This window comes from Paraburkholderia caribensis (assembly GCF_002902945.1).
In the GTDB taxonomy this organism is placed as follows: Bacteria; Pseudomonadota; Gammaproteobacteria; order Burkholderiales; family Burkholderiaceae; genus Paraburkholderia; species Paraburkholderia caribensis.
This window is the reverse complement of the sequence record NZ_CP026103.1, coordinates 35448-59155: the sequence shown is the minus strand read 5'-3', so window position 1 is coordinate 59155 and position 23708 is coordinate 35448. Positions and strand designations below refer to the sequence as shown.

Below are 23708 nucleotides of genomic sequence, written 5' to 3'. Positions count from 1 at the left end.
TCGCGCCGCGCTACCAGAGGTGAACGCGCACGAGCGCGAAAATCTGCGAGCTTGCATAAAGCAGCAGACCGATACATCCGCCGACCAACGTTCCGTTGATGCGGATGTATTGCAGGTCTTTGCCGATGTTCAACTCGATCTGCCGCGACATGTCGCGCGAATCCCAGTTCTTGACCGTGTCGCTGATGTGGCGCGTCAGATAGCCTGCAAAATCCGGCGCCATCGCGCGCGCCGCTTCTTCCATATGAGCGTTCAACGAGCGGCGCAGCGATTCGTCCCGCGCCAGTTCGCGTCCGACCCACTGCCCCATGGCGGCCACCTTCGCGTGCAGCACGGAATCGTCGCGCTCGAGATCGCGCCGCAACCAGTCGCGCAACTGGCTCCACAGATCTTTCACGTATAGCGCGAGATTCTCACTTTCCTTCACGTAGCGTTTGATCTCTTCTCCCTTCTGCAGAAATGCGGGATCGGACTTCAGCTTGACGACGAGACGCGCGACCGCTTCGTCGAACTTGTGGCGCAGCTTGTGATCGCGGTCCTCGCTCACGCGCAACAGCATGTTGTTCACCGCGTCCGCGACGACGTTTGCGCCGCTCTCGCCAAGCCATTCGGACGGCATCAGTTTCTGCAGCGTCGGATATTCGCGCTTGAGCCAGTCGACAATCTGCTCGGCAATGAATTCGCGGACGCCCGGTTCGCGCAGCAACGCCATCAGATGCTCGATCCCTTCGTCGAGCAGTTGCTGGTGACGGCCGTCGTGCGTCAACGTGTCGAGGATCGCGCCCGTCGCTTTCGACAGGTCGATCTTGTCGAGCATTGCGTCAAGCGCATCCTTGATGAAGGCCTGAATACGCGCGTCGTCGAGCAATTCGAGGATGCCGCCCGTCAGCTTGACCACATAGCCGCCCAGCCGCTGTGTATTCTCTTCGACGCACAGCCAGTTCGTGATGCTTTGCGCGGGATCGTGCTTGCGGATCAGGCCGACTATCGACGTATCGTCGAGGAACTTCTCGCGCACGAACAGCGCGAGATTGTCGGCGATCTTGTCCTTGTTATGCGGAATGATCGCGGTGTGCGCGGCGACGCCGGGAATCGGCACGCGGCGAAACAGCGCGACGACAGCGAACCAGTCGGCGAGCGCGCCGACCATCGCAGCTTCCGCAACGGCCTTGATCCCGTCGATCCACAGGCTGCGGTGCATGAAGGCCGTCGCGATGAAAATGCCGGTGGCGATCAGCAGCAGGAGCGTCGCGCGACGCTTGGCGCGTTTGAGTTCGAGTTCCTTGTTCATTGAGCAGGTTCGTGTCGGGTTGGAGCGGTTCGGCTCGTTCGGCTCGTTCGATCCGTTCGATCCGTTCGATTCGCGTTCGGGATGCACGGCGTGTTGCTGCGATGCTTTTGGCTCGCATGCGGTCAGTCGTACCGTGAATCGCGCCATGTCCAGTTCAAGCGAACGATACGGGTGCGGTTTTCAGCGAGCAACCGGTTGTCGTATGCGGGTGTGCAGAAGCGGAGTCTGCCGCCTTGACGCTGAAATGGCCACCATGTACTACTCGTTCATCTTGAATTGGGTCGACGGCCCTGCCAACCTGCCCGCCACGGGTGACCCGTCGACCCTCTCCGCAGCCGGAGGGTTTTTTGTTTTCCGAATCGCAGATTCCTCGCGCGACGATCCAGGCTTATCTGGAAACGCACTATCACGTTCACGGTTTCTCGCCGACCTTGCTGAAGATCGGCGAAGGCAATGCGACGCTCGCTGCGATTCACCGTTCGAACGGCGTGGAGGCCAGCGCGTTCGTGACGGCGTGCAATCCATTCAGCGAACCGCTCGACGATGCCGCGAACGCTGAAAGGCAGAAGATACTCGCTGTCGAACTGGCACAGCGTGGGTTGACGTTCATCGAGGGCGTCGGCCAGCACCCTTCGAATGATTGGGCGGGTGAAGCCAGTTTTCTGGTGCTGGGGGTGTCGGTTGAAGAGGCTAAGGAGCTTGGCGCGCGGTTTGGGCAGAATGCGATCGTTTGGGCTGGAAGCGATGCGGTGCCGAAATTGGTGCTTTTGCGTTAGCGCTATTTCGGGTTTTGATGCCTGACTGTCGGCCGAGCGGGGTTTTGCTGTATTGAATGCAACAGAGTATGTATTGGATGTTACGGTTTGAGCGTTTTCGTTTTTCGACTCCACGTGGACCAGGCACCCGAGGTCTTCAATGCGTTCTAACGCTCGGGCGCGCTTGTATTCGGCGGCGGTCACGTCGTGCCACCGCTTCTTCAGCAGCAAGCCGTTGAGGCCGGCCCGGTCTCGTCGAACGTTTTTCTCACAGGCTACGGCGCTGCACAGGCCGTCCCGGGCCCCTTGCTACTGCGCGGGCACCGGCACAATCGACGCAATGCGCCAGCCGTCGACGGTTCGCACCGCTGTTTCATACACGAGAAACGACGCGGTTTTCGCCGTGGCCTCCGAAGCGCCAGCCGTGACCCGAGTGGGTGCGTACAGTTGCGCGACGTCGGCACTCAGCGGAACAACGCGGATCCTCGCGACGTCGGGCTCGAACTTCCACACGCCCTTGAAGGTTTCCTTGAAATGCTCGATCAGCGCCGGCTTGCCCCAGAACTGATACGAACGGGCGAGGAGTACGATCGGGTCGGGTTCGCCGGCCGGCGCCGAGGCGAGTACGCCGGCGAACGCATCGATGTCGTGCGCGGTCGCAGCCTCCGCCTGCCGGATGAAAACTGCTTCGACCGCTTGCCGGTCTTCATCGGTAAAGCGATGCGGCGCTTCAGCATGCGCGGCGCTCATCACCGCGACCGCGGCGCAGCAGGCCAGCAAGGTTTGAATGCTCATGTGCGTCTCCCTTTATTGCGCCGGCACGGGAATCACCGCTGCAACCTTCCAGCCGGACGGGCTGCGGATCATAAACTCGTTGATCAGAAACGTCGCAGTCTTCTCAGGTTGCCCCGGCGCGCCGATGGTCACCCTGGTTGGCGCGTACACCTGTACCGTATCCTGGTTCAGCGGAATGATGCGCAGCGCACTCTGATCCGGCTCGACCCGCCATGTCCCGGCGAAGGTCTGCCTGAAATGCTCGAGCACCTCGTTCCTGCCCCAAAAACGATATGCGCGAGCCACGAACGACACGGGATCCGGCTGTCCCGGTGCGGTAGAAGCGAACATGCCGCTTAGCGCGTCGAGATCATGTGCTGTCTCGGCGGCCGTCTGCTGTAGAAACAGCGCGCGAATCGTCTGAGTATCGGCGGGCGTAACATCGGCTGCTTGCGCGAGGCCTGCGCCCGTCAGCAAGGAAAGCAACACAAGAACCGGCAGGCTGCGCCGCACACTCAATGATCGATTAGTCATGGTTCGTCTCGTAAGGCCGTATTTGCGCTGGAGAACGGCAAGACGACGGGAACCTCCAGCCGTTGCAACCCGACTGCAAACCGCCGCATTCTCACCGCCAGAGCGCACTCCGGCGTGAACGCTGATACGTGTCACTGGAAGAGGGTGATGTTTTCGCGCAGCCACTCCGACAATGAACGCGGAGGTTTGCCCGTCAATTTCTCGAAAGTCGTCGTGGTCTCCGCGAGTGCAGATTCACGAAAAAGCCTGTCCAGGCCAAGAAGCAGGTCAACGACCAGCGGCGGCTGGCCACTCGCGAGCAAGGCCTCGCGATGCTCCGTGGGCGACCGGTCGTTGTAGACGACACGGCGTCCGAGCAGTCGGGACAACTCCTCAGCAACCTGCTGCATCGTCCAGTTCCGCGGCCCGCTCAGGTGATACGCCCGCTGCGATCCGTCGGAAACCTCTTCGAGCAAAGCAATACGCGCCGCTTCAGCAACATCTCGCGTATCGATGAAGTTGACGGCTCCATGTCCCGCTGCACCGGCCCAATTGCCCGCTGCAACCGGCGCGCCGGCGCGCTTGAGCACGTCGGCGAAGGTCGTCGGTCTGAGCGCGGTCGAGGCCACCGGCTGGCGAGCCAGATGTGCTTCGATCTTCATGTGCCAGGCGAATGGGTTGAGATGCGTTGCGGGTCCCATGGCGGACAGCTTGACGATGTGGCGTACGCCCGCAGCGACGGCAGCATCAATGAGCGCTATTTCATTCTCCACCTGCGTGGCGGATGTGCCGTGCGCCACGAAGACCTTGTCGACCCCGGCAAGTGCGCCGGTGAGCGTGGCAGGTTGGTCGAAGTCCACCGTCGCGACGGTGACGTTCGGCGCAAACTGCGCGGTAGTGCTTTGTCGAGTGAGGGCGACGACATCGACGGGATCGGTGCCCAATCGGTCGATCAGCGTATTGCCGACGCGGCCGGTCGCGCCTGCCACGGCTATGCGCATAGGGCGCGATGAATGGGCTGTCTGATTGAGCATGTCGACTCCTCGATGTATGATGGAACGATCAGTCCAAGAATGATGGAACAATCGTTCCAGCTTGTCAACGGGAAGATTTATGAGTGGGAAACCCCAATACGACGAGGCCGCCGTCATCGCTGCAGCAATCGACGTTTTCTGGCGTCACGGCTATGCGACGGCGTCCATCAATGACCTCACGGAAGCCACCGGCCTGTCGCGCTCCAGCCTGTACCAGCGGTTCGGCGACAAGGACGGCCTGTTCCGCGATGCGCTGGCCGTCTACACCGAGCGCGTGCTACGGCGGATGAGCGCAGCCCGCGCGGACTCAGCGCGGGGAAGCGTGGCAGCCATACTGAGGGAATTCTTGCCAACGCCGGCAGCGTCGCGACGGCCGGCCGGCTGCCTGTTGTCGCGAAGCACTGCCGAACTGCTGGATCTTGCAGCGGCAGGAAAGACGACAACACTTGCTGGCGTCGCGCGGCAGCGCGAGATCTTCGCGGATCTCCTGCGGGCAGGCGTGGCGAACGGCGAGGTTGCACCGGAGACCGATGTGGACGCCTTTGCCTGGTACTATCTCGGCGTCTTGCAGGCCGTTTTGAATCTTCCACAGGCGGGCGCATCGGGCGAAGCGCTTGGCAGCATCATCGACATTGCCATGTCCGCGTGGCCAGCGCGGACAGACGCGGATCGCGCGACAATGGAAATGCGGAAATGCTCGGACGGTGAACTGTCCAGCGAGAACTAGTCATTCGGCTAAGTCTCAGCGACTGCCTATCGCCGAGCCTGCGATGAAACCGCGATGCCTGGAGTGGATCTTGATGAACGCTGCAATCACTCATCCCTCCATCATTGATACGCAGTGCAGCCATTCACGTGCAATAACTGCCCGTTATCACGGCATCACGCTCGCGACGACAGGTCATCGGACCGGTGCCGACCCCGAAGTCGACGATGGACCCGGCAGCGCATATCCGGCAGTTTCCAAACTGCAGCGGCCGCGCGGGTCATCGGCGAAAGTGGCCGCGGCCGAACTGGCCGCGAGTTGCGGCTGACATCCGCTCCTAACCCGCAATCATCGATGCTCGCCCGAAAGGAGAACAACCGATGAGCCGGCCGGATTTCATCAAACATTGAACTGAACTCGAAGAGCCGGATGCGCCTTCCTATCACGCGGATACCGAGCCAATGGGCGCTAGCGTCCAGATGCAAAACGGCGCAGCGTGCATCACCTTCACGCTGCTCCTCGTCTCGAAGGTCGAACCGTGGCTTGACCTAGGTCAGCAAGCCGCCGTCGACCGTCAGTATTGTGCCAGTGACATGCCGTGCCGCCGGGCTTGCAAGGAACGTGACGGCTGCGGCGATGTCTGCCTTGATCGCCGCAGCTCGGCGGCCGAGGTTCCTGATCGAAGCGACCACCGCCTGCGCCCGATCGGCTGAATGTTGAAAAGTGAGCGCAACGTCCGCACCATTTTCCGCGAGCGCGAGTGCGATAGCAGCGCCGATGCCCCTTGAGCCTCCCGTGACCAATGCGCGTTTTCCCAGCCCGCTCGATCCACGAATGCTGCTTATTCCTTGATGATGCACCAGGAACAATCGGACACCGGACAAAAGACTGAGCCAGCTCGCTGGTGAACTCGCCATCGCGTCTATGCATGACGTTCATTAGGCATCCGATCGGCCGCTGGTATGGCCGCGGTACCGCTGAAAACAAGGGGCAGCATACGATCAATCTCGCCGCACTCGCGCAGGTGCTACGCGCGCGGATTCGATCGTCGGATCGAGCGAGCGCCCGTTTCCGAAGCAGCGATGTTCCCGCATGGAGCGCCGGACCACGTACATCATCCCCGCAGTGGTGCATGGCTGGCGTGACAAGGAGACAACACAGATTTTATTGAAGTTTCGTTCGATGATGTCGATAACAGATTCAGCGTTTCCACACTTTTGCCGGCATCCGTATGCCAACATCCAGCGCCTGGAGGAGCAAGCGTGAATGCACCAGCTGAACTACCCATCCAGCAATCCAGACGAGGCGGGATGGCTGAACTGATGCAGTCGGTCCGCAGGATCTCAGGCGACAAGATCGCAGACATCGATCTCATCAACCGCGAGGCCACCTACCTCGCGATCAACGCGCTGATCGAGGCGGCCCGCGCCGGCGAAGCCGGCCGCGGCTTCGCGGTCGTCGCAAAGCAGGTGAAGGATGTGTCGGGCCGGATCAGCGCGCTGACGGGCGAACTCGGCAAGGAATTGGCCGCCATCAGCCAACGGATGGTCACCGAGTTCGAGCGGCAAAGGGGACAGCGACTGGCCGATCTGGCGCTCAACATGATCGACGTGATCGATCGCAACCTCTACGAGCGCTCGTGCGACGTCCGGTGGTGGGCAACCGACGCGGCGGTTGTCGACTGCGCCGCGACGCCTTCGGCGGAAAGCGCCGGTTACGCGGCACAGCGCCTCGCCGTGATTCTTGCAAGCTACACCGTCTACCTCGACATCTGGGTGCTCGACACGGCCGGGAACATCCTCGCGAACGGCCGTTCCGGCACCTACCAGGTTGCCGGCTCGTCCGATGCCGCGAATGCCGGCTGGTTTCGGGCGGCGATGGCCACGCGCTCCGGCGAGGAGTATGTGACCGCAGACGTCGCCGTCTCCGGACAGCTTGCCGGCGCTGAAGTCGCGACCTATGCGACAGCGATTCGCGAAGCCGGGCGCTCCGACGGACGGGTGGTGGGCGTGCTCGCCGTGTTCTTCGACTGGGCCCGGCAGGCGGGCACGGTCGTCCGGAACGTGCGGCTTACCGACGATGAACGAAGCCGCACGCGGTGCATGATCGTCGACGCAAACGGGCGCGTGCTGGCCGATTCGTCCGGCGACAGCCGCAAGGACGGCCACTTCGCGCTTCCGCAGGATCGACATGCGACGGGCACGTTCAAGAGCACGGGCGGCGCGCTCGTGGGCTACGCATTGACGCCCGGCTACGAGAGCTATGAGGGAATGGGCTGGTATGGCGTGATCGAGCAACAGGCCGTCGCCGGACACGACCGTTGAACAAGTCGACATACGTCGCCTTGGACGTATCGCTACTCGACAACGAATTCTGAACAGCGTGATCGAGCAGGACCATCGTCACATCCAAGCAAGGGCAGTTCGATATCTCGAAGCTCGGCCTCGAGGGTGCGGCTGCGCCCGCCGTATGGAATACCGTCCAGTCTTATCGATAAGGTTAGACGGCGTGACGCCACACTGCGTTCGGATTTTTCGAACAAGTTTGCAACTTTGAGTTAGCCACAAGCAGGCCGGGTAGCGGCACACTCCTGCTACACCCGTCGGACTGCGAGGTAGCCGCCGGTCCTGCGACGCCTCCCTTGTTCCGCAACTCCTTTATCAGTTGCAGCGAAACCCTCCAGTGACTACACCACATCCATCACGAAACACGTTCGATACTGTCATGGCCCCCGTCTATGCGCCTGCACCGTTGATACCCGTGCGCGCGCAAGGCTCTCTCGTCTGGGACGAAGAGGGCCGGGACTACGTCGACCTGACGAGCGGCATCGCCGTTTGCGCTCTCGGTCATGCGCATCCGACGCTGGTCGAAACGCTAACCAGACAGGCTGAACAGCTATGGCATGTGAGCAACGTCTTCACGAACATCCCCGCGCTCAAACTTGCATTGCGTCTGACCGAGGCGACTTTCGCGGAAAACGCCTTCTTCGCGAATTCCGGTGCAGAAGCAAACGAGGCTGCGCTCAAGCTTGCCCGACGCGTGGCAATCGACCGGTTTGGAACGGAGGCGAGGAAGACCAGGATTATTTCCTTCGAGCAATCGTTCCACGGGCGCACGCTATTTACCGTCAGCGTCGGCGGCCAGCCGAAATACTCGGACGGATTCGGCCCGCTGCCCGGCGACATCTCGCATATCCGATTTAACGATATCGACGCAGCGCTGGTTGCAATTGACGATCGGACCTGCGCGGTGATCGTGGAGCCGGTCCAGGGCGAAGGCGGCGTCATTCCGGCGACGCCCGACTTCCTGCGATGCCTGCGCGATGCCTGCACCAGGCACAACGCGCTTCTCATCTTCGATGAAGTGCAGACGGGCATTGGACGCACCGGCTCGCTCTTCGCGTATATGGACGCCGGTGTGACGCCGGATATCCTCACGGCAGCCAAAGCCCTCGGCAACGGTTTCCCGATCGGCGCGGTGCTCACCACCTCGGAGATCGGCAAGCACTTCTCCGTGGGAACGCACGGCTCGACGTATGGCGGAAATCCTTTGGCTACCGCCGTTGCGGACCGTGTTGTCGAACTCATCAACACCCCACAGGTTCTCGACGGCGTGTGCCAACGTAGCGCTCACATCTTTGCGAGCCTGCGCTCGATCAATTCCCGCACCGGCGTGTTCCGCGAGCTTCGAGGCGCCGGATTACTGATCGGCGCGGAATTGAGCGACGCGTATCAGGGACGCTCGAAAGACATCATGACAGCCGCGCTCGAACACGGCGTCATGATTCTGAATGCGGGTCCGAACGTCTTGCGATTCGCGCCGGCGCTCAACATTCCGTACGAATGTCTTGACGAAGGGTTGGCACGTTTGGAGCGCGCAATCGACTCGTTCAGTTCCGAGTGACTTGCAACAGACTTTGCGAGGCTAGGCTCTGCGTTCAGAGCCCTTATCGCCTGCTATGGCACTGGCTCACGCGCGTTTCAAAAACCTCTCCACGAGTCGCACGAAGTAAGTCGACCCCACGGGAAGCAACCGGTCGTTGAAGTCATAACTCGCGTTGTGTAACAGGCACGGCCCTGCTCCATGCCCCACGCTGCGATGGTCGCCGACGCCATTTCCGATAAACGCGTAGCAACCCGGCTTTGCACGCAGCATGAACGAGAAGTCTTCGGCAGCCATCGTGGGTTGAATCGCCGCGTCGACGGCCTCATCACCGACGACTTCACGCATGACTTCGACTGCCAGCGCGGTTTGTTCAGGATCGTTGACGGTCGGCGGGTAGTTCCGGTTGAATTCGATCTCACTGCGACAGCCAAGACCAGACGCAATCGCCGCGACGATGGCCCGCATGCGGCTCTCGATGAGGTCAAGCGTCTCTTCCGAAAACGTGCGCACCGTGCCGCCCAGCCACGCGTCGGTCGGCACAACGTTCTGCGCTTCACCCGCGTGAATCTGCGTCACCGACAAGGCTGCCGCATCGACAGGATTCTTGTTGCGAGTCAGGATGCTCTGCAATGCGCTGACAATCTGCGCCACCGCAAACACCGGGTCTTCACCAAGATGTGGCATCGCGCCGTGGCATCCCGCGCCCGTCACCGTAATCCTGAAGAGACTCGTCGATGCCATGATCGCACCAGGGCGCACACCGAAGTGTCCCTCCGGAATGCCCGGCCAGTTGTGCACGCCGAAAACGGCATCGACAGGAAAGCGCTCGAACAGACCGTCGTCGATCATCGCCTGCGCGCCTGCGCCTTCTTCCTCGGCAGGCTGAAAAATGAAATGCACGGTGCCGTCGAAATCGACCGACTTCGCGAGATATCTTGCGGCGCCAAGCAGCATGGTCGTGTGACCGTCGTGCCCGCATGCATGCATTGCGCCCTGCACGGTGGAGCGATGCGCGAACTCGTTGGTTTCCTGCATGGGCAGCGCGTCCATGTCCGCGCGAAGTCCGATTGCGCGAGTGCTGTTCCCACGCTTCAGCGTCGCAACGAGGCCCGTTTTGCCAACTCCGCGAACAACAGGCAAGCCCCACTCTTCCAGCTTGCTGGCGACGAGATCCGCCGTCCGGTTCACGTTGTATCCCAGTTCCGGGTGCGCATGGATGTCACGACGGACGGCAGTCATCTCCTCCGAGAATGCCTGGATTTCGGCAATAGCGTTCATAGTCACTTGATAGGAGTTTCTTGCTGGCAATCGACGCCGCCGTCAGATTGCACAGCTCATAGCGCGCGTTGCACCGCTGCGTTTGCGCAGGCGGTGCCGGTCGCCTAGATGTGGAATAGTTGCGCGACGACGGTCGCACCGAGGAACGTGCCTGCATTGGCAACGAACGAAACAAGGACGATGCGCCACCCCAACCGGCGGAAAGCGGGCAAGTCTTTTGCAATCGAGAGACCCGCGAAGGCCAGCATCGGCGTGGTCACGCCAAGAAAATCGTTCCGCGCGCTCAGCTCAGCCAACTGTGCGCCCCAAGGGCACCAGGGAGACGTCGCGTACATCGCCGCAAACGAGACCCAGCACACCGCAGGGATCTTGCGGCCAGTCAGCGTGGAAAGCGCGTCGCCCACGACGACAGCCAGCAGCATGAGCAACATCCCGGGCAGCCCCGCCAGCGGCGTCGTACCGTGCGCCATCCAGTCGCATACCAGTGCAAACACGGCGGTGACGACCCATGCCAGCACTTTGCCGCCATAGCTGAGATGCGGCGCTTCCGTTTGCACATCGCCCAGTTTCGGTCCGCTGGCTTCTGCCGCTTCGGGCGCGTTCGAGGCACTGGTCGTGCGGCCAATCAGCGGCTCGAGAATGCGGTAGCCGAACAATGCCATCGGCAGCGAAATGAATAACGTGAAGTACGTGCCCACCGTCGTCGTAATCAGATTGCTCGCAGCCGCAAACGTCAGCACCGATTTGGCGACCTCAGGCGTCTGCTGCGCAGCGATAGCGCCCGATGCCGCTGCCATCATGCTGCCCGAGCCGACGCCCGAACCCATCGCGAGTGCAAGCGGGTCGAAAATATTCAGACTCGCGACGAAGCCCGCAAATATGGCGATAAAGACCGCGCCGAAGATGGTTCCAGTGAGGTATTCCGCCAGCACGCCACGCCCTTCGGCCGAGTCCATCCCGTACTTCTCGCCGATGATGGCGAGACTAGGCTCACGGCCGACCGAGAAGGTGGCGCCGATGGCTTCGCGCTTGATACCGAGCAGAAGTGCGAGCGGCAAGCCAAGCAGGATCGTGCCGACAAAATGCCCCAGCTCCTGGAAGGCGAGCGCCCAACCCGCAGACGCCAGCTTGGGTAGCGCGCTCCCAATCATCAACCCCAGTTTCGCAATGAACAGCAGCAACGCAGGCTGCAGGATGGCCGCGGCGTAAAACTGCGTTTTCACGTCGAGGCGCGCGGCACTGTTCGATCGCGCACTGGCCACGCCGATTGCCGCACCGAGCAGAAGCGCCCAGATCATCGGCAAGAGGACCACCTTGCCCGGGCCGATCTTGAACGTGAAAGATCCGATCAGCTCGGCAAGCAGAATCACGCCCGCAGCGAAGACAAGTAGCTTGGCCGTGCGCATGCCTTGGCCGTCGGATGAGTGCATTGCTATGCTATTCATTTGGTCAGGTCTCCCCAGAGTGACGATCCTCCCCGAAAGAACGGGGAGGATACCTTGCCGATTAAAGGTAGCCGAAGGCCGTGGGCGGTTCCTTCGCGGTTTCGACCCAGACGCTCTTCGTCTGCGTGTATTCGTAGAGCGCTTCGACGCCGCTCGAACGACCGTAACCACTCAAACCGAAGCCGCCGAACGGCGACGCCACGTTGATGGTCTTGTAGCCATTCACCCAGAAAGTGCCGGCATTGACTTGCGCCGCCACGCGATGCGAGCGCGCGACGTCGGTGGTCCACACTGCGCCGGCCAGGCCGAACTCGGTATCGTTGGCAATCGCGATGGCTTCGTCTTCCGTGTCGAACGGAATCGCTGCCACCACCGGCCCGAAGATTTCTTCACGGGCAACGGCCATATCGTTGGTGACGTTCGACAGCACCGTCGGCGAAACAAAGTAGCCCGCGTTCGAGCGCTCCTGCGAACCCGACGCGAGCGTCGCGCCTGCCGCCACGCCCTTGTCGATCATCGACATGACATGCTCGTACTGCCTGCGGTTATTGATCGGGCCCACCTCGGTGCTGTCGTCGAGCGGCTGGCCCACTTTGATTTTCCTGGCGCCCGTGGCGACCATCGCGACGAAGTCGTCGTAGACGCTACGTTGCACCAGCAGACGCGAGCCCGCCACGCAGCTTTGACCAGCACCGGCGAAGATGGCTGCCTGCGCGGTCAGTGCCGCGCGCTTCAGGTCCGCGTCGCCGAAGATGATGTTGGCCGACTTGCCGCCCAGTTCGAGCACGCACGGCAGCACACGCTTCGCGGCCGCCTCGGCGATCCGTGCGCCCGTCGCCGGCGAGCCGACGAACACCACTTTCTTGATCGCCTTGTGCGCGATAGCCGACTGCGCGACCGTCTGTCCGAGACCTGCGAGCACGTTCACGAGGCCCTTCGGCGCACCCGCGCGCTCGCACAGCAGGCCGATGACGATAGAGCTGGTCGGCGTGAGTTCGGACGGCTTGAGCAGCACCGCGTTACCCATCGAAATGGCGGGTGCGACCTGCCAGCCGCACGTGAACACGGGCGCATTCCACGGCGTGATCTGCAGCACGGTGCCAGCCGGCTCGCGGCGCGTGTAGTTCAGATGCGAGGTCGGCACGGGAATCACTTCGCCGTAGAACTTGTCGGCCCAGCCGCCGTAGTACTCGAACATCTCGGCGACTTTCGCGACTTCGCCGCGGCAATCGCGGATCGGCTTGCCCGAACCGAGTGACTCGAGCCGCGCGAGGGCTTCCGCTTCCGCGCGCACCTGGCGGGCGATCTCGAACATCACGCGGCCGCGCGCCGCATGCGTCAGCGCCCACCACTGTTTCTGCGCGCGCACGGCTGCGGCGGCAGCCTGTTCGACCACGGCCGCGCCGCCATCTTTGTAGGCGATGCTCTTCTCGCCTGTCGCGGCATCGAAGAGTTGAATCGTCTCACCCGCGCCTTCCACCAGCTCGCCACCGACATACGAACCGATGGTCTTTGCTTGCGGGAAGAAATGCTGAAACGCTACGAGAAGGTCTTCTGCGTTATTGCTCATCTGAAAATGGCTCCGGATATCTGGCGATTACTGTTTGTCGATGAACTGGACGATGCGGTTGAAGTCTTCCGCATCGCCGATGCTGTCCGCGCTCGCCGCCCACAAGCGGCCCGCTTCCTTCGCGATCGGCGCGGTAGCGTCCGCGCTATCGAGTAGCGCCATCGCAAGGCGCACGTCCTTTCTCATCAGCTTCATCGTGAATCCGGAGTCGAACTTGCCGTTGAAGATCCATGTCGGATAGTTCGTCAGCGTTGCACTGTTCTTGCCCGAGCCGCCGTTGAGCGCCTCCACCAGCTTTTGCGGGTCGACGCCGTTCGCTTCGGCGGCGCGCACGGCTTCGCTCGCGGCCAGAAGGTGAACGCCCGTCAACATGTTGTTGATGATCTTGGTCACGTGACCCGCGCCGACCGGGCCGACGTGGACGCGTTTCGCGCTCATCACGGCGAGGATCGGCTCGACGGCTGCGACGTCTGCGTCGGAGCCGCCCAGAACCATCGTCATTGTGGCCGTCGCGGCACCTTTAGGTCCACCGCTGACGGGACCGTCGACGAACCCCACCTTGCGTTCAGCAAGCGCCGCTGCCACCTTGCGCGTGCTGCCCGGCTCCGCGGTAGTCGTGTCCACAACGATCAGGCCCGGCTTCGCGCTCGCGGCGACGCCGCCTTCACCGAGCACGACCTGCTCGACGATATCGGATGTCGGCAGGGACAGAATCAGCACGTCGGCATCACGGGTGATATCAGAGATGGAAGCACGCGCCTGAACGCCTTCTTCCTGCAACTTGTCGGCAACGCCGGGCGCGGCGTCGAAGCCGAGCACGTTGAAACCGCCGCGCTTGAGCGAGAGCGCCATCCCGCGCCCCATATTGCCCAGACCGATTACACCAACCGTCTTCATGTTTCTAGCTCCAGGTCTCTTGATTTCGCAGTTCATATCGTGGCTGCCGCTCCACGTTTTCGACTGCCTGGGTTCCATACTGGACTTTCGAAAACCTATAATCAATAAACGCCAATTTGCAAAGCGTTCTAATAATTCGAACGGTGATTTCTCATGGCAGAGGGTCTGACGGAGAGCAGGATTGTCTATTTCTACGAAGCCGTACGATTCGGCAGCATTCGCGCGGCGGCCGACTGGCTGAACGTCGCGCCGTCGGCGGTGAGCAGACAGATCGGGTTACTGGAGCGTGAACTCGATGCCGCGCTGGTCGAGCGGCATGCGCGCGGGGTGAAACCGACGGAGGCCGGGCAGTACGTGATCGAGTACTACCGCGAGCAGATGGCGCACAAGGAAGACCTCATCAGCCGCTTGCAGGAACTGCGCGGCTTGCGCACGGGGCATGTCAACGTCGTGCTCGGCGAGGGCTTTGTGTCCGACATGCTGGGGGGCCCGATGCAGCAGTTTTGCAAACAGTATCCGGGCATCAAGGTCAATCTCGACCTCGCCGGAACGAACGAGGTCATGCGCAAGATCACCGAGGACGAGGGTGATATCGGGCTAGTCTATAACCCGCCGCCCGAGCCCAAGATCGTCGCGCGCGCATCGCGCATGCAACCACTGATGGCGATCGTTGGCCCCGGCTTTCCTCGCGCGCAACGTGGAAAGGCCATGACGGTGCGAGAGCTGGCGTCTTTCCCGCTGGCGGCAGCGCATCCCTCCTTCGGTACCAGGCAGATGCTAGAGGCCGTGGAGTTTGCCGAAAAGATACGCCTGGATCCGATCGTCACGACCAACTCGATATCCATCCTCAAGCAGTTCGTCAAATCGGGGCTGGGCATTGCGTGTTTGCCGGCGTTTTCCGTCTCGACTGAGCTGGACGCGGGGGAACTCTTCGCGATTCCGATTGATCATCCGTTGCTTATCAACGCGGAGGCGCAGCTCGTGACACGCGTCGGCCGAAAGCTGTCCGTCGCCTCGAACCGACTACTCCAGCTGATGCATTCGCAAATGCGCGCATTTCGTTAGACAACAAGTTCTCACGTTTGAAGTGCAATACCCTGATTGATATGAGGTGTTGCCGTGAAATAGCGCTGTCAACAACTCCAGCCTGAAGAGCGACTAACGATTGTCAGCCAGCATCTGCAGGGGCGCTACGCTTCAGTGCCGGCCCCGGCACCGGAGGTAAGCGCGGCGCATCGTCCTCACGCTGCTGGACTGGAAATGGTCGCCTCAGCAGATATCCCGTAGCCTTGGAAAGTCCAACGTATGCTTGGCGGCCGAACATGTCCCCACCCTGTCCCAAGAGGCCGTTCGTCGCGCTGAAGCCGTTCTCCACAACAAATATTGCTTTCAGGCCACCACCGAGGTCCTCGGTACCACAAAGTCCCCAGCGGCTTCCACCGGACGGTTGCTTGCTATTTCTTGCCGTCCGCCCAAGACCACGCAGGCCGGTCGAGCAAGTGCTGACCAGGAATCGTGGTTTCAGAGAACACTTTCTCCAAGATAATCGGGTTGCAGTCCTCGTCCTCCTCAAGAGCTGCGGCAAGGCGCGTCGAGTGCGAGACTACCCACAGCTGCGAGTTCCGAGCCGCCCGTCGAATCAATCGTCCCAGCGCCATGGTAAGGTCCGGATGAAGGCTCGCCTCGGGTTCGTTGAGAACCATAAGTTCTGGGGGACGCGGCGTAAGCAACGCTGCACACAACAGCAGATATCGCAACGTTCCATCGGAAAGCTCAGCTGCCCCGAGGGGCCGCAAAAGCCCCTCCTGATGAAACCGTAAATAGAAAAAGCCGCCAGGCTGAGACTCGATTTCGACCCACGCGCCCGGAAAAGCATCATTCACGGCTTCGTCGAGTGCCTCACGGTCTCCAATTTCACGAATCGTCTGCCATGCTGCGGCGAGGTCGCGTCCATCGTGGTCGAGGACAAGCGTTCGAGTGCCAATTTGCTGCTGCCGCGCGAGAGAATCGGCGTCCACGCGAAAGTGGTCATAGAATCTCCATCCGCGTATGGCCTCGCGAACCGAAAAAACTTCCGGACTGAGCTTGTCTCTTCCGACTTCAGAAAACAGGCTTTCATACCGAGGCAGTTGGTGCGTCAAGACATCCCAACCTTGGTCGAGTCTGCGGCGAACCACGCTACCGTCTCGGTCGACAAGAAGGCTTGCTGGCCGCAAGACCGGGCCCGCCCAGATGGACTCCCGCTTGAACTCCGGGTCAAGTGCGAAAGATGAAGGCGTATCACGGTCTTCGTTTCCAGCGGGTGTGACCAATCCCATACTGACCGCGTAACCGAACTCCTCACCGGCAAAGCCGAGCTTGAGACGCGATGCCGGGGTCCCTTTTGCTCGATGCTGCACCGGTATTTCCCCCCGGCGCATGCGGCCAGAACGGTCTTCGGGGCCGGCCCATACCACAGAGTTCAGACCGCCCTCGCGCGCAAGCGGAGCAATGATGCCGTCCTGCGCCGTGCTGGCCAGAAGACGTAGCGCTCGATATATGTTCGACTTTCCGCTGCCGTTCGGGCCAGTGATGAGGTTGAGTCTCGTCAACGGGATGACCAACTCTCTTATCGAACGATAGTTGTTGATTGCAAGTGTGTTCAACATATGACGTTAGCGCGTTGTGAATGTTACCGTCTGTGGAGCCTCCCTGCCTTGAGCAATGTCCTTGCACGTGGTTTGCATCGGCACCGCCAGGAACACGGGGCGACGGCGGCGCAAGTGCGCAGCAACATTGTCATCCCGACCGTCAACCTGTCGCGCGTCAGCTGCATCCGCCGTTGTCGTGATGGTCCGCTCCTTCATCTAGCGTTGGCAATCGGAGATGGCAAACGTACCACTGCCGAACTCCTGGAAAACATCAGGCGAGCGCCTTATGGATGATTTCTACAACGTCGCGCGACTTGACTTGCTCAGCGACCGCGGTAAGCGCCTTGCGCATCGGCTCGCGCAGCGAAGGCATGTATGCACGCCATCTTTCGAGCACGCGAGTCAGTCGTGCGGCAACCTGCGGGTTCAACGCATCAAGTGCCACAACCTGTTCTGCCCAGAAGGCATAGCCAGAGCCGTCGGCAGCATGGAACTGTGCGGGATTAGCACCGCAGAAGCTGAAGATGAGCGCACGGACACGATTGGGGTTCCTGATGTTGAACGCCGGATGGCTCATTAGAGCGCGCACAATCTCGACAGTTGGACGCTGCGACGTGCCACGCTGCATTGCCTGGAATGCAAACCACTTGTCGACGACCAGTGGGTCGCCCTCAAACCGACCATAGAAGTCGTCAAGCGCATGTTCCCCGAAATCGAGGCCTGCACTAGCCGATGCATTCAGCAGCGCCACGAGGGCTGCCGAACGGTCCGTCATGTTGTTCGCGCCTCGATATTGGGCGCTAGCCAGACGCACGGCATCAGCTGGGTCGTCGAGCTCTGCGAGGTAGCTGAGGGAAAGATTCTTCAAGCCACGCCGCCCGGAGGCATTCGGCGTCGGCTCATATGCGCCCGGCGTCAGATTGTCCTCGTACGTCGCAAGCCACTCTTCCTTAAGCGCAGTCGCCAGTTGCTTCCTCAGGAACTGTCGGGCAGCATGCACGGCCGCCGGGTCCGCATCCGTCATCAGTTCGGCCAGATACGTTTCAGTGGGCAGCACGAGCATGAGCTCACGGAAGCCCGGCGAGAGCGTGGCATCGGTCAGAACACGGCGATACGAGCTGATAAGCGCGTCATTCGCTTCCAGGTGTTGGCTTGCAGCGGCGCGCGCCGCGAGAGAAAGAAGCTCGCGGGTTGCCAGGCACTGACCTGCTTCCCAGCGGTTAAACGGGTCACTGTCGTGGGCGAGCAGAACGGCGAGCTCGTCGACGCTGTAGTCGTACTCCACGATAACCGGCGCTGAGAAATTGCGAAGCAGCGACGGCAACGGCTTTGCCGTCACGTCGACAAATGTGAAGGTCTGCTGCGTCTCCGTCAGCTCAAGTACGCGTGTTGTCTCTCGAGCAGCACTCTCGCCCTCAAGGCGAAGACGCATATCCACACCGAGCGGGCCGAGAAGCCCAATCGCGAACGGAATGTGCAGCGGCCCCATCTGGGTCGGCCGGGCTGCCACCGACACGTGGCCATAGCTCTGCGTTAACGTCACGCTGTAGCGCTGAGCTGCCGCATCATACCGAGTCGTTACCGTCACGCGCGGCGTGCCGGCCTGGCTGTACCAGCGCTCGAACTGCGAAAAATCGCGACCGTTGGCGTCGGCCATTGCGGCACGAAAATCGTCGCACGTAGCGGCAGAACCGTCATGACGCTGGAAATACAGGTCCATGCCCTTGCGGAAACCATCGCGTCCGAGGAGCGTCTGATACATCCGCACAACTTCGGCGCCCTTGCGATACACCGTCGCGGTATAGAAGTTGCTGATTTCCGCATAGCTTTCCGGACGAATGGGATGCGCCATCGGACCACTATCCTCGCCGAATTGCATCTGGCGCAATACGCGGACGTCCTCGATGCGTTTGATAGCGCGAGCGGCCGCGTTCTCGTCCCCGCCCATCATCGCTGCTGTGAATTCCTGGTCCCGGAAAACGGTGAGCCCCTCTTTCAAGCTCAGTTGGAACCAGTCGCGGCATGTCACGCGGTTTCCGGTCCAGTTGTGGAAGTATTCGTGACCCACGATGGCCTGGATGTTCGCATAGTCCACGTCCGAAGCCGTCTCAGCATTCGCGAGAATGAACTTCGTATTGAAGATATTGAGACCCTTGTTCTCCATTGCGCCCATGTTGAAGTCGCTCACGGCGACAATCATGAAGCGGTCCACGTCCAGCTCGAGGCCAAAGCGCGCCTCGTCCCAGCGGATGGACTGAATGAGCGAATCCATCGCGTGACGGGTCTTGTCCAGGTCGTTCGGCTCGACCCACACTTGCAACAGCTTCTCTGCGCCAGAACTGGTCCTGACGCGCTCTTCGAGTGCTTCGAGTTTCCCGGCGACAAGCGCAAACAGATAGGCAGGTTTGCGAAACGGGTCTTCCCATTTCGCGTAATGGCGACCATCCGCCAATTCGCCCTGGTCAACCAGATTGCCGTTCGACAGAAGGACGGGGTAGCTTACCTTGTCAGCGCGTAGCGTGACCGTATAAGTGGACATGACGTCCGGACGGTCCAGGAACCAGGTGATGCGACGAAACCCCTCCGCTTCGCACTGCGTGAAAAAGTTGCCGCGAGAAACATAGAGCCCCATCATCGTTGTGTTTGCAGACGGTGCACACACGCCTGTGAGCGTCAGTTCGACCGAGTCAGGAACGTCTTTGACCGTAAGACTACCTTCCCCGACCACCACGTCCGCTGGCGCACCATCAGCAACTGCAGATATGAATGTCAACTTTTCGCCAACAAGCTCAAGACTGCTCTCGCGCACGGCTTCCGGGTTACGTCGAACACGCATGGTGTTGCGCACTGTGGTTTGCTCTGGCGCCAGATCGAATTCGAGGCTGACCGAATCAATCAGGAACGAGGGCGGGGTATAGTCCGTGCGACGCACGATCGGCGGCGTTTCGTTAGAAGGCATGGGCTTGTTCGTTGTTCGTGAAAGCGGCCTCGCGATGAACGCGGATTACCGACTGGTGGTCTAACTGTGCGACAGGTCAGTTCGGGAGACGAGACGGATAGTCCGCCGCTGACGGCCCGGTGACAAACAAAAGCTCCCGCTTTTAAGGCCGCCAAGGCCAAAGCTACCTGCCTTACTTCACTTTCAAAGCCCCGCTGCAACCGACTCGCGACACTGCCTGACAACCGCCCTTACACATGCAATCGCGTGGTCAACATCCTCCTGCGTCGTATATCGGCCAAGGCTTAGTCGTACTGTCCGGCTGGCCGCATCCTCATCCAGTCCAATTGCCGTCAAGACGTGCGACGGCGCGCCCGCAGCGGAACTACACGCAGACGTCGAAGAAATCGCCAGTTCGTCCGAAAGCATGAAAGGAAAGAAACCCGGCAGGTCGAGAGTCAGGCTCAACGTGTGCGGAATGCGCCTCGCGTGGGCTGCGTTCTGAACAACAACTCCGAGGTCCGCAACAGCGTCCATGAACCGTTGATGGAGGCGCGAAATGCGGTCGTTGTCGACCATCATTTCGGCCGCGGCCAGTTCGCAAGCAACACCCATCCCGACAATCTGGTGTGTCGGAAGAGTGCCGGAACGTAGCCCGCGCTCATGTCCACCTCCGTGCATCTGAGCCGCAATCCTCTTCGCGACATTTTCGCTGACATATAGAGCGCCGATGCCCTTGGGACCGTAGAGCTTGTGCGCTGAAATCGACATCAGGTCGATGCCCATGGTCTCGACGTCGATGGGCGTCTTTCCCAGCGCCTGCGCCGCATCGACGTGAAGAATGGCGCCTGCGGCGTGCACGATACGAGACATTTCGGGGATGTTAGTTAGCGTGCCGATTTCATTGTTCACCAACATTAGCGAAACGATTCCGGTATCGGAGCGCAATGCCGCCTTGACAGCTTCCGGTGCAATTTCACCGCTTCCATCCGGCCGAACGTACGTCACCGGATGGCCGCGCTTCTCGAGGCTCGCCATCGTATCCAGAATTGCTTTGTGTTCAATCTGGCTGGTCACGAGGTGACAATGGCCATGTGCGTTCTCGGCGTACCCCTTGAGCGCGAGGTTGTTCGATTCCGTCGCACCTGAGGTCCAGACGATTTCGTCGGGCCTGGCCTTGATAAGGTCTGCCACTTGCGCGCGAGCACGCTCGACCCTTTCCCTTGCGCTGAGCCCGGCCGCGTGAGAACTGGACGCGGGATTGCCAAAGATGCCGCCGATACCCATGCATCCGAACATCGCCTCGCTTACTCGCTCATCCACCGGCGTAGTCGCCGCGTAGTCAAAATAACGCAAGTTGCTACCTTCGCTCATGATATTTCCGTCCAACCAGGATAAAGCGATGCTACGCGCGTCCAACAAGAAAGTGCTTCCAAAATAAAGCCGACTATTGGGTATAAACGGGATGGTTTTCCGACACGACAGCGAACGGCGGAATTGTCTTTCCGCGATGCCGCGTCGCTGGAAACAATTTCGAGGATTCAGAGCCCTCAACGATGGCAAAGCCAACAGAACGGAGACTCCCGAATGCCAGACGAACGAACGGCAGTCTCATCAGTAGAAACACATCCCTTCCCCGTCAAATCAAAGCTCATCGACCTCCACTATTTCCCTACTTTCGCGCTAATCAACGACTGCTTCAGTTCGGCCCCTCGAGGCGCCTGGCAATCTGGTCGATGATACGAACCGGTGCCACTTCCAGTTGGGCGTCGTGCTCGGTAAGTAGCGTGGCAAATTTCTTTACCGTTGCAACGCTGAAGGCATAGCTACCTTCATGTCCGATGGCAAAGGCGTCACTTGCCTCGCTTTCATAGTCCGCAACTGTTCGACCTGCTGCATTCCCGTACCCAAATTCACGGAGCATCGTCGTAGCCATCGCAACCCGAAGAAGCGTCCGAAGAGCCATGAGTGAACCGGCACCGGCTCGCATAGCCTCCAATTGCAAGTGATACTCCAGCGATAGGACATCGCGAATACGCTGTGGCAGTGGCAACAACTCCGTCTTCATCGACTTTTGGCTGACGCTAGCCTGCCTCAGGCGGGCGGACCAGTTCCTCATCTTTTCAACACTCCGTAACTCGACGTGCCGTCAGTTTCCGCACCGGGCTATGACCGGCAAAGGGCTTCGCGGGGGACGCACGGAGCTGCTCGGTAGAGAGAGTATCCACGTTACAAACTCGTTCAATTGCCGTTTAGTCTGTCATTCCGCTCACGGGTTTCGATGGTCGGCTGCCCTGAGAACCTCCAACAGCGCAGCGATGGACGGAGCGGCGCCTAGTCACTGGCGCGTAGAGAAACCGCTTTACGCTGTGCCGCCGACCGTCATGTCGTCTACGCGCAGGGTCGGCTGTCCAACTCCCACGGGTACGCTCTGGCCGGCTTTACCACACACCGCTTTACCGGAATCAAGCTCGAGGTCGTTACCGACGAGGCTAATCTTCTTGATCGTCTCAGGTCCGTTTCCGGTGATAGTCGCGCCCTTGATGGGCGCAGTTATCTTCCCGTTTTCAATGAGGAATGCTTCGGACGCCTCGAACACGAACTGGCCACTCGTTATGTCCACCTGCCCACCCTCCAGCCCCGCAACATAAATGCCGTTCGCCACAGATGCGATGATTTCTTCCGGTTCGTGGTTGCCGTTGAGCATAAAGGTGTTGGTCATTCTCGGCATTGGGAGGCAGGTATAGTCCTCCCTGCGACCATTACCAGTTTGCGGCACCCCCATTAGCCGGGCGCTCAGCGAGTCCTGCATGAATCCCCGCAACACGCCATCTTCAATGAGAACGGTGCGCCCGGTCCGATGACCTTCATCATCCACATTCAGTGAGCCGCGGCGACCCAACATAGAGCCGTCATCGACAATGGTTACGCCTCGTTGCGCGACAGTTTGACCAACGCGACCAGCGAACACAGATGTTCCGCGCCGAATACCGTCTGCCTCAAGACCGTGCCCCACTGCCTCATGCAGAAGAACGCCGTTCCAGCCAGGACCAACCACAACACTCATCGGGCCAGCGGGCGCGGGGCGCGCATCGAGCTTGATGATTGCTGCATCTACGAGATTTTTGACGAAGGATGCGACAACATCATCCGACCATTCGCTAAACGAATATCGGCCACCCATTCCGCTGCGCGCATGCTCCATACGCGAGCCCGATTTTACTCGCACGCTCACCGAAAGGTTCAGCAATGGCCGCACATCACCCGCACTCATGCCGTCGTGGCGGGTCACCCAAACGCTCTCATATACCGCTTGGAGCGAAGCGCCAACTTCGACAACCCGGGCATCGTGATTTCTCGCCAGCTGGTCGACTTTTTGAAGGAGCGCGATTTTGTCCAAGGCATCGACCGATGCAAGCGGCGCCAAGCCCATATACAACGAGAAGCGGCCTTGCGCACCGTCATTGCTCGCGGTGGCTGTAGTTGTCGCGGCGCGCTCTCCGCTCGTGCGCAACTGGGATGCAACACGCGTAAGCGCAGACGCGTCTATTCGTTGCGAACACGCGAACGTCGTCTCTTCGCCTTTCATGACTCGAAGACCAAACCCAGAGTCGCGGCGATAAGAACCACCTCGAACGGCGCCGCCTTCCATGGACCATGCTTCCCTGACCGAGTCGCTCAAGAAGAGGTCCGCAAAGTCCCCGCCGGTTCCCATAGCGAGCGATAAGGCAGAGTCGACCTGGACCTCGTCGACGCCATTGCGCTCAAGCAAGCACTCCCGCGCAGCATTGCGTATTTCAGCCAACGTAGGCAACGGGTTCTGAAATTTCAAAATGTCATTCATACAATCTGGCTTCTGTTGATTGGTGTCTGAGCGACGCGAAGTGCGCCTATAACGTATCTAGCTGAACCGGTGGGTAGCCTCGGTTCCTTGGCACGCAAAGGGAGCGCTGCGCCCCAACGGAAACCCATTAGCCGAACACCGGCTATCC

Annotated in this window: 18 protein-coding genes and 4 pseudogenes; 7 read left to right on the top strand and 15 right to left on the bottom strand. The window is 60.5% G+C overall.

All coding sequences use genetic code 11. The annotated features are described in order from the left end of the window. Nucleotides 1–10 precede the first annotated feature (10 nt). A complete protein-coding gene (locus tag C2L66_RS29745) occupies nucleotides 11–1291 on the bottom strand; it encodes a DUF445 domain-containing protein (protein WP_060610657.1) in 1281 nt (426 codons plus the stop codon). A gap of 347 nt (nucleotides 1292–1638) precedes the next feature. Between C2L66_RS29745 and C2L66_RS29740 the strand changes: the two genes are divergently transcribed. After that, nucleotides 1639–2067, top strand: coding sequence for a DUF3293 domain-containing protein (locus C2L66_RS29740; RefSeq protein ID WP_060609640.1), 429 nt, complete (start codon nucleotides 1639–1641; stop codon nucleotides 2065–2067). A 132-nt stretch (nucleotides 2068–2199) separates the two neighbouring features. Beyond that, a pseudogene (locus tag C2L66_RS29735) lies at nucleotides 2200–2355 on the top strand (chromate transporter); the annotation flags it as partial. On the opposite strand, the gene C2L66_RS29730 reads toward C2L66_RS29735, so the two are convergent. The 3 genes from C2L66_RS29730 to C2L66_RS29720 form a co-directional block, all read right to left on the bottom strand. Then, a complete protein-coding gene (locus C2L66_RS29730; protein ID WP_060609638.1) occupies nucleotides 2356–2841 on the bottom strand; it encodes a YybH family protein in 486 nt (161 codons plus the stop codon). A gap of 12 nt (nucleotides 2842–2853) precedes the next feature. After that, nucleotides 2854–3354, bottom strand: coding sequence for a YybH family protein (locus tag C2L66_RS29725; RefSeq protein ID WP_060609635.1), 501 nt, complete (start codon nucleotides 3352–3354; stop codon nucleotides 2854–2856). Between the two features lie 131 nt (nucleotides 3355–3485). Further along, nucleotides 3486–4367 carry an NmrA family NAD(P)-binding protein gene (locus tag C2L66_RS29720; RefSeq protein WP_060609632.1) on the bottom strand — a complete coding sequence of 294 codons (882 nt, stop codon included), beginning with the start codon at nucleotides 4365–4367 and terminating at the stop codon, nucleotides 3486–3488. Between the two features lie 79 nt (nucleotides 4368–4446). Between C2L66_RS29720 and C2L66_RS29715 the strand changes: the two genes are divergently transcribed. Together C2L66_RS29715 and C2L66_RS40885 are read left to right on the top strand one after the other, a co-directional pair. Continuing rightward, nucleotides 4447–5094, top strand: coding sequence for a TetR/AcrR family transcriptional regulator (locus tag C2L66_RS29715; RefSeq protein WP_103323729.1), 648 nt, complete (start codon nucleotides 4447–4449; stop codon nucleotides 5092–5094). Between the two features lie 73 nt (nucleotides 5095–5167). After that, the gene (locus C2L66_RS40885) at nucleotides 5168–5401 is read left to right on the top strand and encodes a hypothetical protein (RefSeq protein ID WP_148654653.1); all 234 of its coding nucleotides are present in this window, start codon (nucleotides 5168–5170) and stop codon (nucleotides 5399–5401) included. A 238-nt stretch (nucleotides 5402–5639) separates the two neighbouring features. Here C2L66_RS40885 and C2L66_RS41885 read toward each other — a convergent pair. After that, nucleotides 5640–5891: pseudogene (locus C2L66_RS41885) on the bottom strand (SDR family NAD(P)-dependent oxidoreductase); the annotation flags it as partial. Nucleotides 5892–6335: 444 nt separating this feature from the next. Between C2L66_RS41885 and C2L66_RS42185 the strand changes: the two are divergent. Together C2L66_RS42185 and C2L66_RS29695 are read left to right on the top strand one after the other, a co-directional pair. After that, nucleotides 6336–7397, top strand: coding sequence for a cache domain-containing protein (locus C2L66_RS42185; RefSeq protein ID WP_409372660.1), 1062 nt, complete (start codon nucleotides 6336–6338; stop codon nucleotides 7395–7397). A 358-nt stretch (nucleotides 7398–7755) separates the two neighbouring features. Next, complete coding sequence (locus C2L66_RS29695) at nucleotides 7756–8976, top strand: acetylornithine/succinyldiaminopimelate transaminase (protein WP_060609626.1); 1221 nt, start codon at nucleotides 7756–7758, stop codon at nucleotides 8974–8976. Nucleotides 8977–9042: 66 nt separating this feature from the next. Here C2L66_RS29695 and C2L66_RS29690 read toward each other — a convergent pair whose 3' ends face one another. The 4 genes from C2L66_RS29690 to C2L66_RS29675 form a co-directional block, all read right to left on the bottom strand. Further along, nucleotides 9043–10236: a M20 aminoacylase family protein gene (locus C2L66_RS29690; protein WP_060609623.1), complete on the bottom strand. Its 1194-nt coding sequence runs from the start codon at nucleotides 10234–10236 to the stop codon at nucleotides 9043–9045. A gap of 104 nt (nucleotides 10237–10340) precedes the next feature. After that, nucleotides 10341–11666 (bottom strand): DUF3100 domain-containing protein, encoded by a 1326-nt coding sequence (locus tag C2L66_RS29685; RefSeq protein WP_224101322.1) that lies wholly within the window; start codon nucleotides 11664–11666, stop codon nucleotides 10341–10343. 76 nt (nucleotides 11667–11742) lie between these two features. Continuing rightward, nucleotides 11743–13251, bottom strand: coding sequence for an aldehyde dehydrogenase family protein (locus C2L66_RS29680; RefSeq protein ID WP_060609620.1), 1509 nt, complete (start codon nucleotides 13249–13251; stop codon nucleotides 11743–11745). A 27-nt stretch (nucleotides 13252–13278) separates the two neighbouring features. Then, complete coding sequence (locus C2L66_RS29675) at nucleotides 13279–14148, bottom strand: NAD(P)-dependent oxidoreductase (protein WP_054931411.1); 870 nt, start codon at nucleotides 14146–14148, stop codon at nucleotides 13279–13281. Between the two features lie 153 nt (nucleotides 14149–14301). Between C2L66_RS29675 and C2L66_RS29670 the strand changes: the two genes are divergently transcribed. Then, the gene (locus tag C2L66_RS29670; RefSeq protein WP_060609619.1) at nucleotides 14302–15213 is read left to right on the top strand and encodes a LysR family transcriptional regulator; all 912 of its coding nucleotides are present in this window, start codon (nucleotides 14302–14304) and stop codon (nucleotides 15211–15213) included. 220 nt (nucleotides 15214–15433) lie between these two features. On the opposite strand, the pseudogene C2L66_RS41875 reads toward C2L66_RS29670, so the two are convergent. The 6 genes and pseudogenes from C2L66_RS41875 to tldD all read right to left on the bottom strand — a co-directional run. Beyond that, nucleotides 15434–15586 (bottom strand): annotated as a pseudogene (locus C2L66_RS41875) (porin); the annotation flags it as partial. Between the two features lie 16 nt (nucleotides 15587–15602). Further along, complete coding sequence (locus C2L66_RS29660; protein ID WP_060609616.1) at nucleotides 15603–16796, bottom strand: AAA family ATPase; 1194 nt, start codon at nucleotides 16794–16796, stop codon at nucleotides 15603–15605. 253 nt (nucleotides 16797–17049) lie between these two features. Continuing rightward, nucleotides 17050–19737 carry an aminopeptidase N gene (gene pepN / locus C2L66_RS29650; protein ID WP_060609613.1) on the bottom strand — a complete coding sequence of 896 codons (2688 nt, stop codon included), beginning with the start codon at nucleotides 19735–19737 and terminating at the stop codon, nucleotides 17050–17052. Nucleotides 19738–19926: 189 nt separating this feature from the next. After that, nucleotides 19927–21090 (bottom strand): annotated as a pseudogene (locus tag C2L66_RS29645) (cysteine desulfurase family protein); the annotation flags it as partial. A gap of 325 nt (nucleotides 21091–21415) precedes the next feature. Continuing rightward, the gene (locus C2L66_RS29640) at nucleotides 21416–21784 is read right to left on the bottom strand and encodes a Fis family transcriptional regulator (RefSeq protein WP_319636782.1); all 369 of its coding nucleotides are present in this window, start codon (nucleotides 21782–21784) and stop codon (nucleotides 21416–21418) included. Nucleotides 21785–22078: 294 nt separating this feature from the next. Further along, on the bottom strand, nucleotides 22079–23560 hold the full coding sequence (gene tldD, locus C2L66_RS29635) for a metalloprotease TldD (RefSeq protein WP_060609605.1): 1482 nt from the start codon (nucleotides 23558–23560) through the stop codon (nucleotides 22079–22081). Nucleotides 23561–23708: the final 148 nt, after the last annotated feature.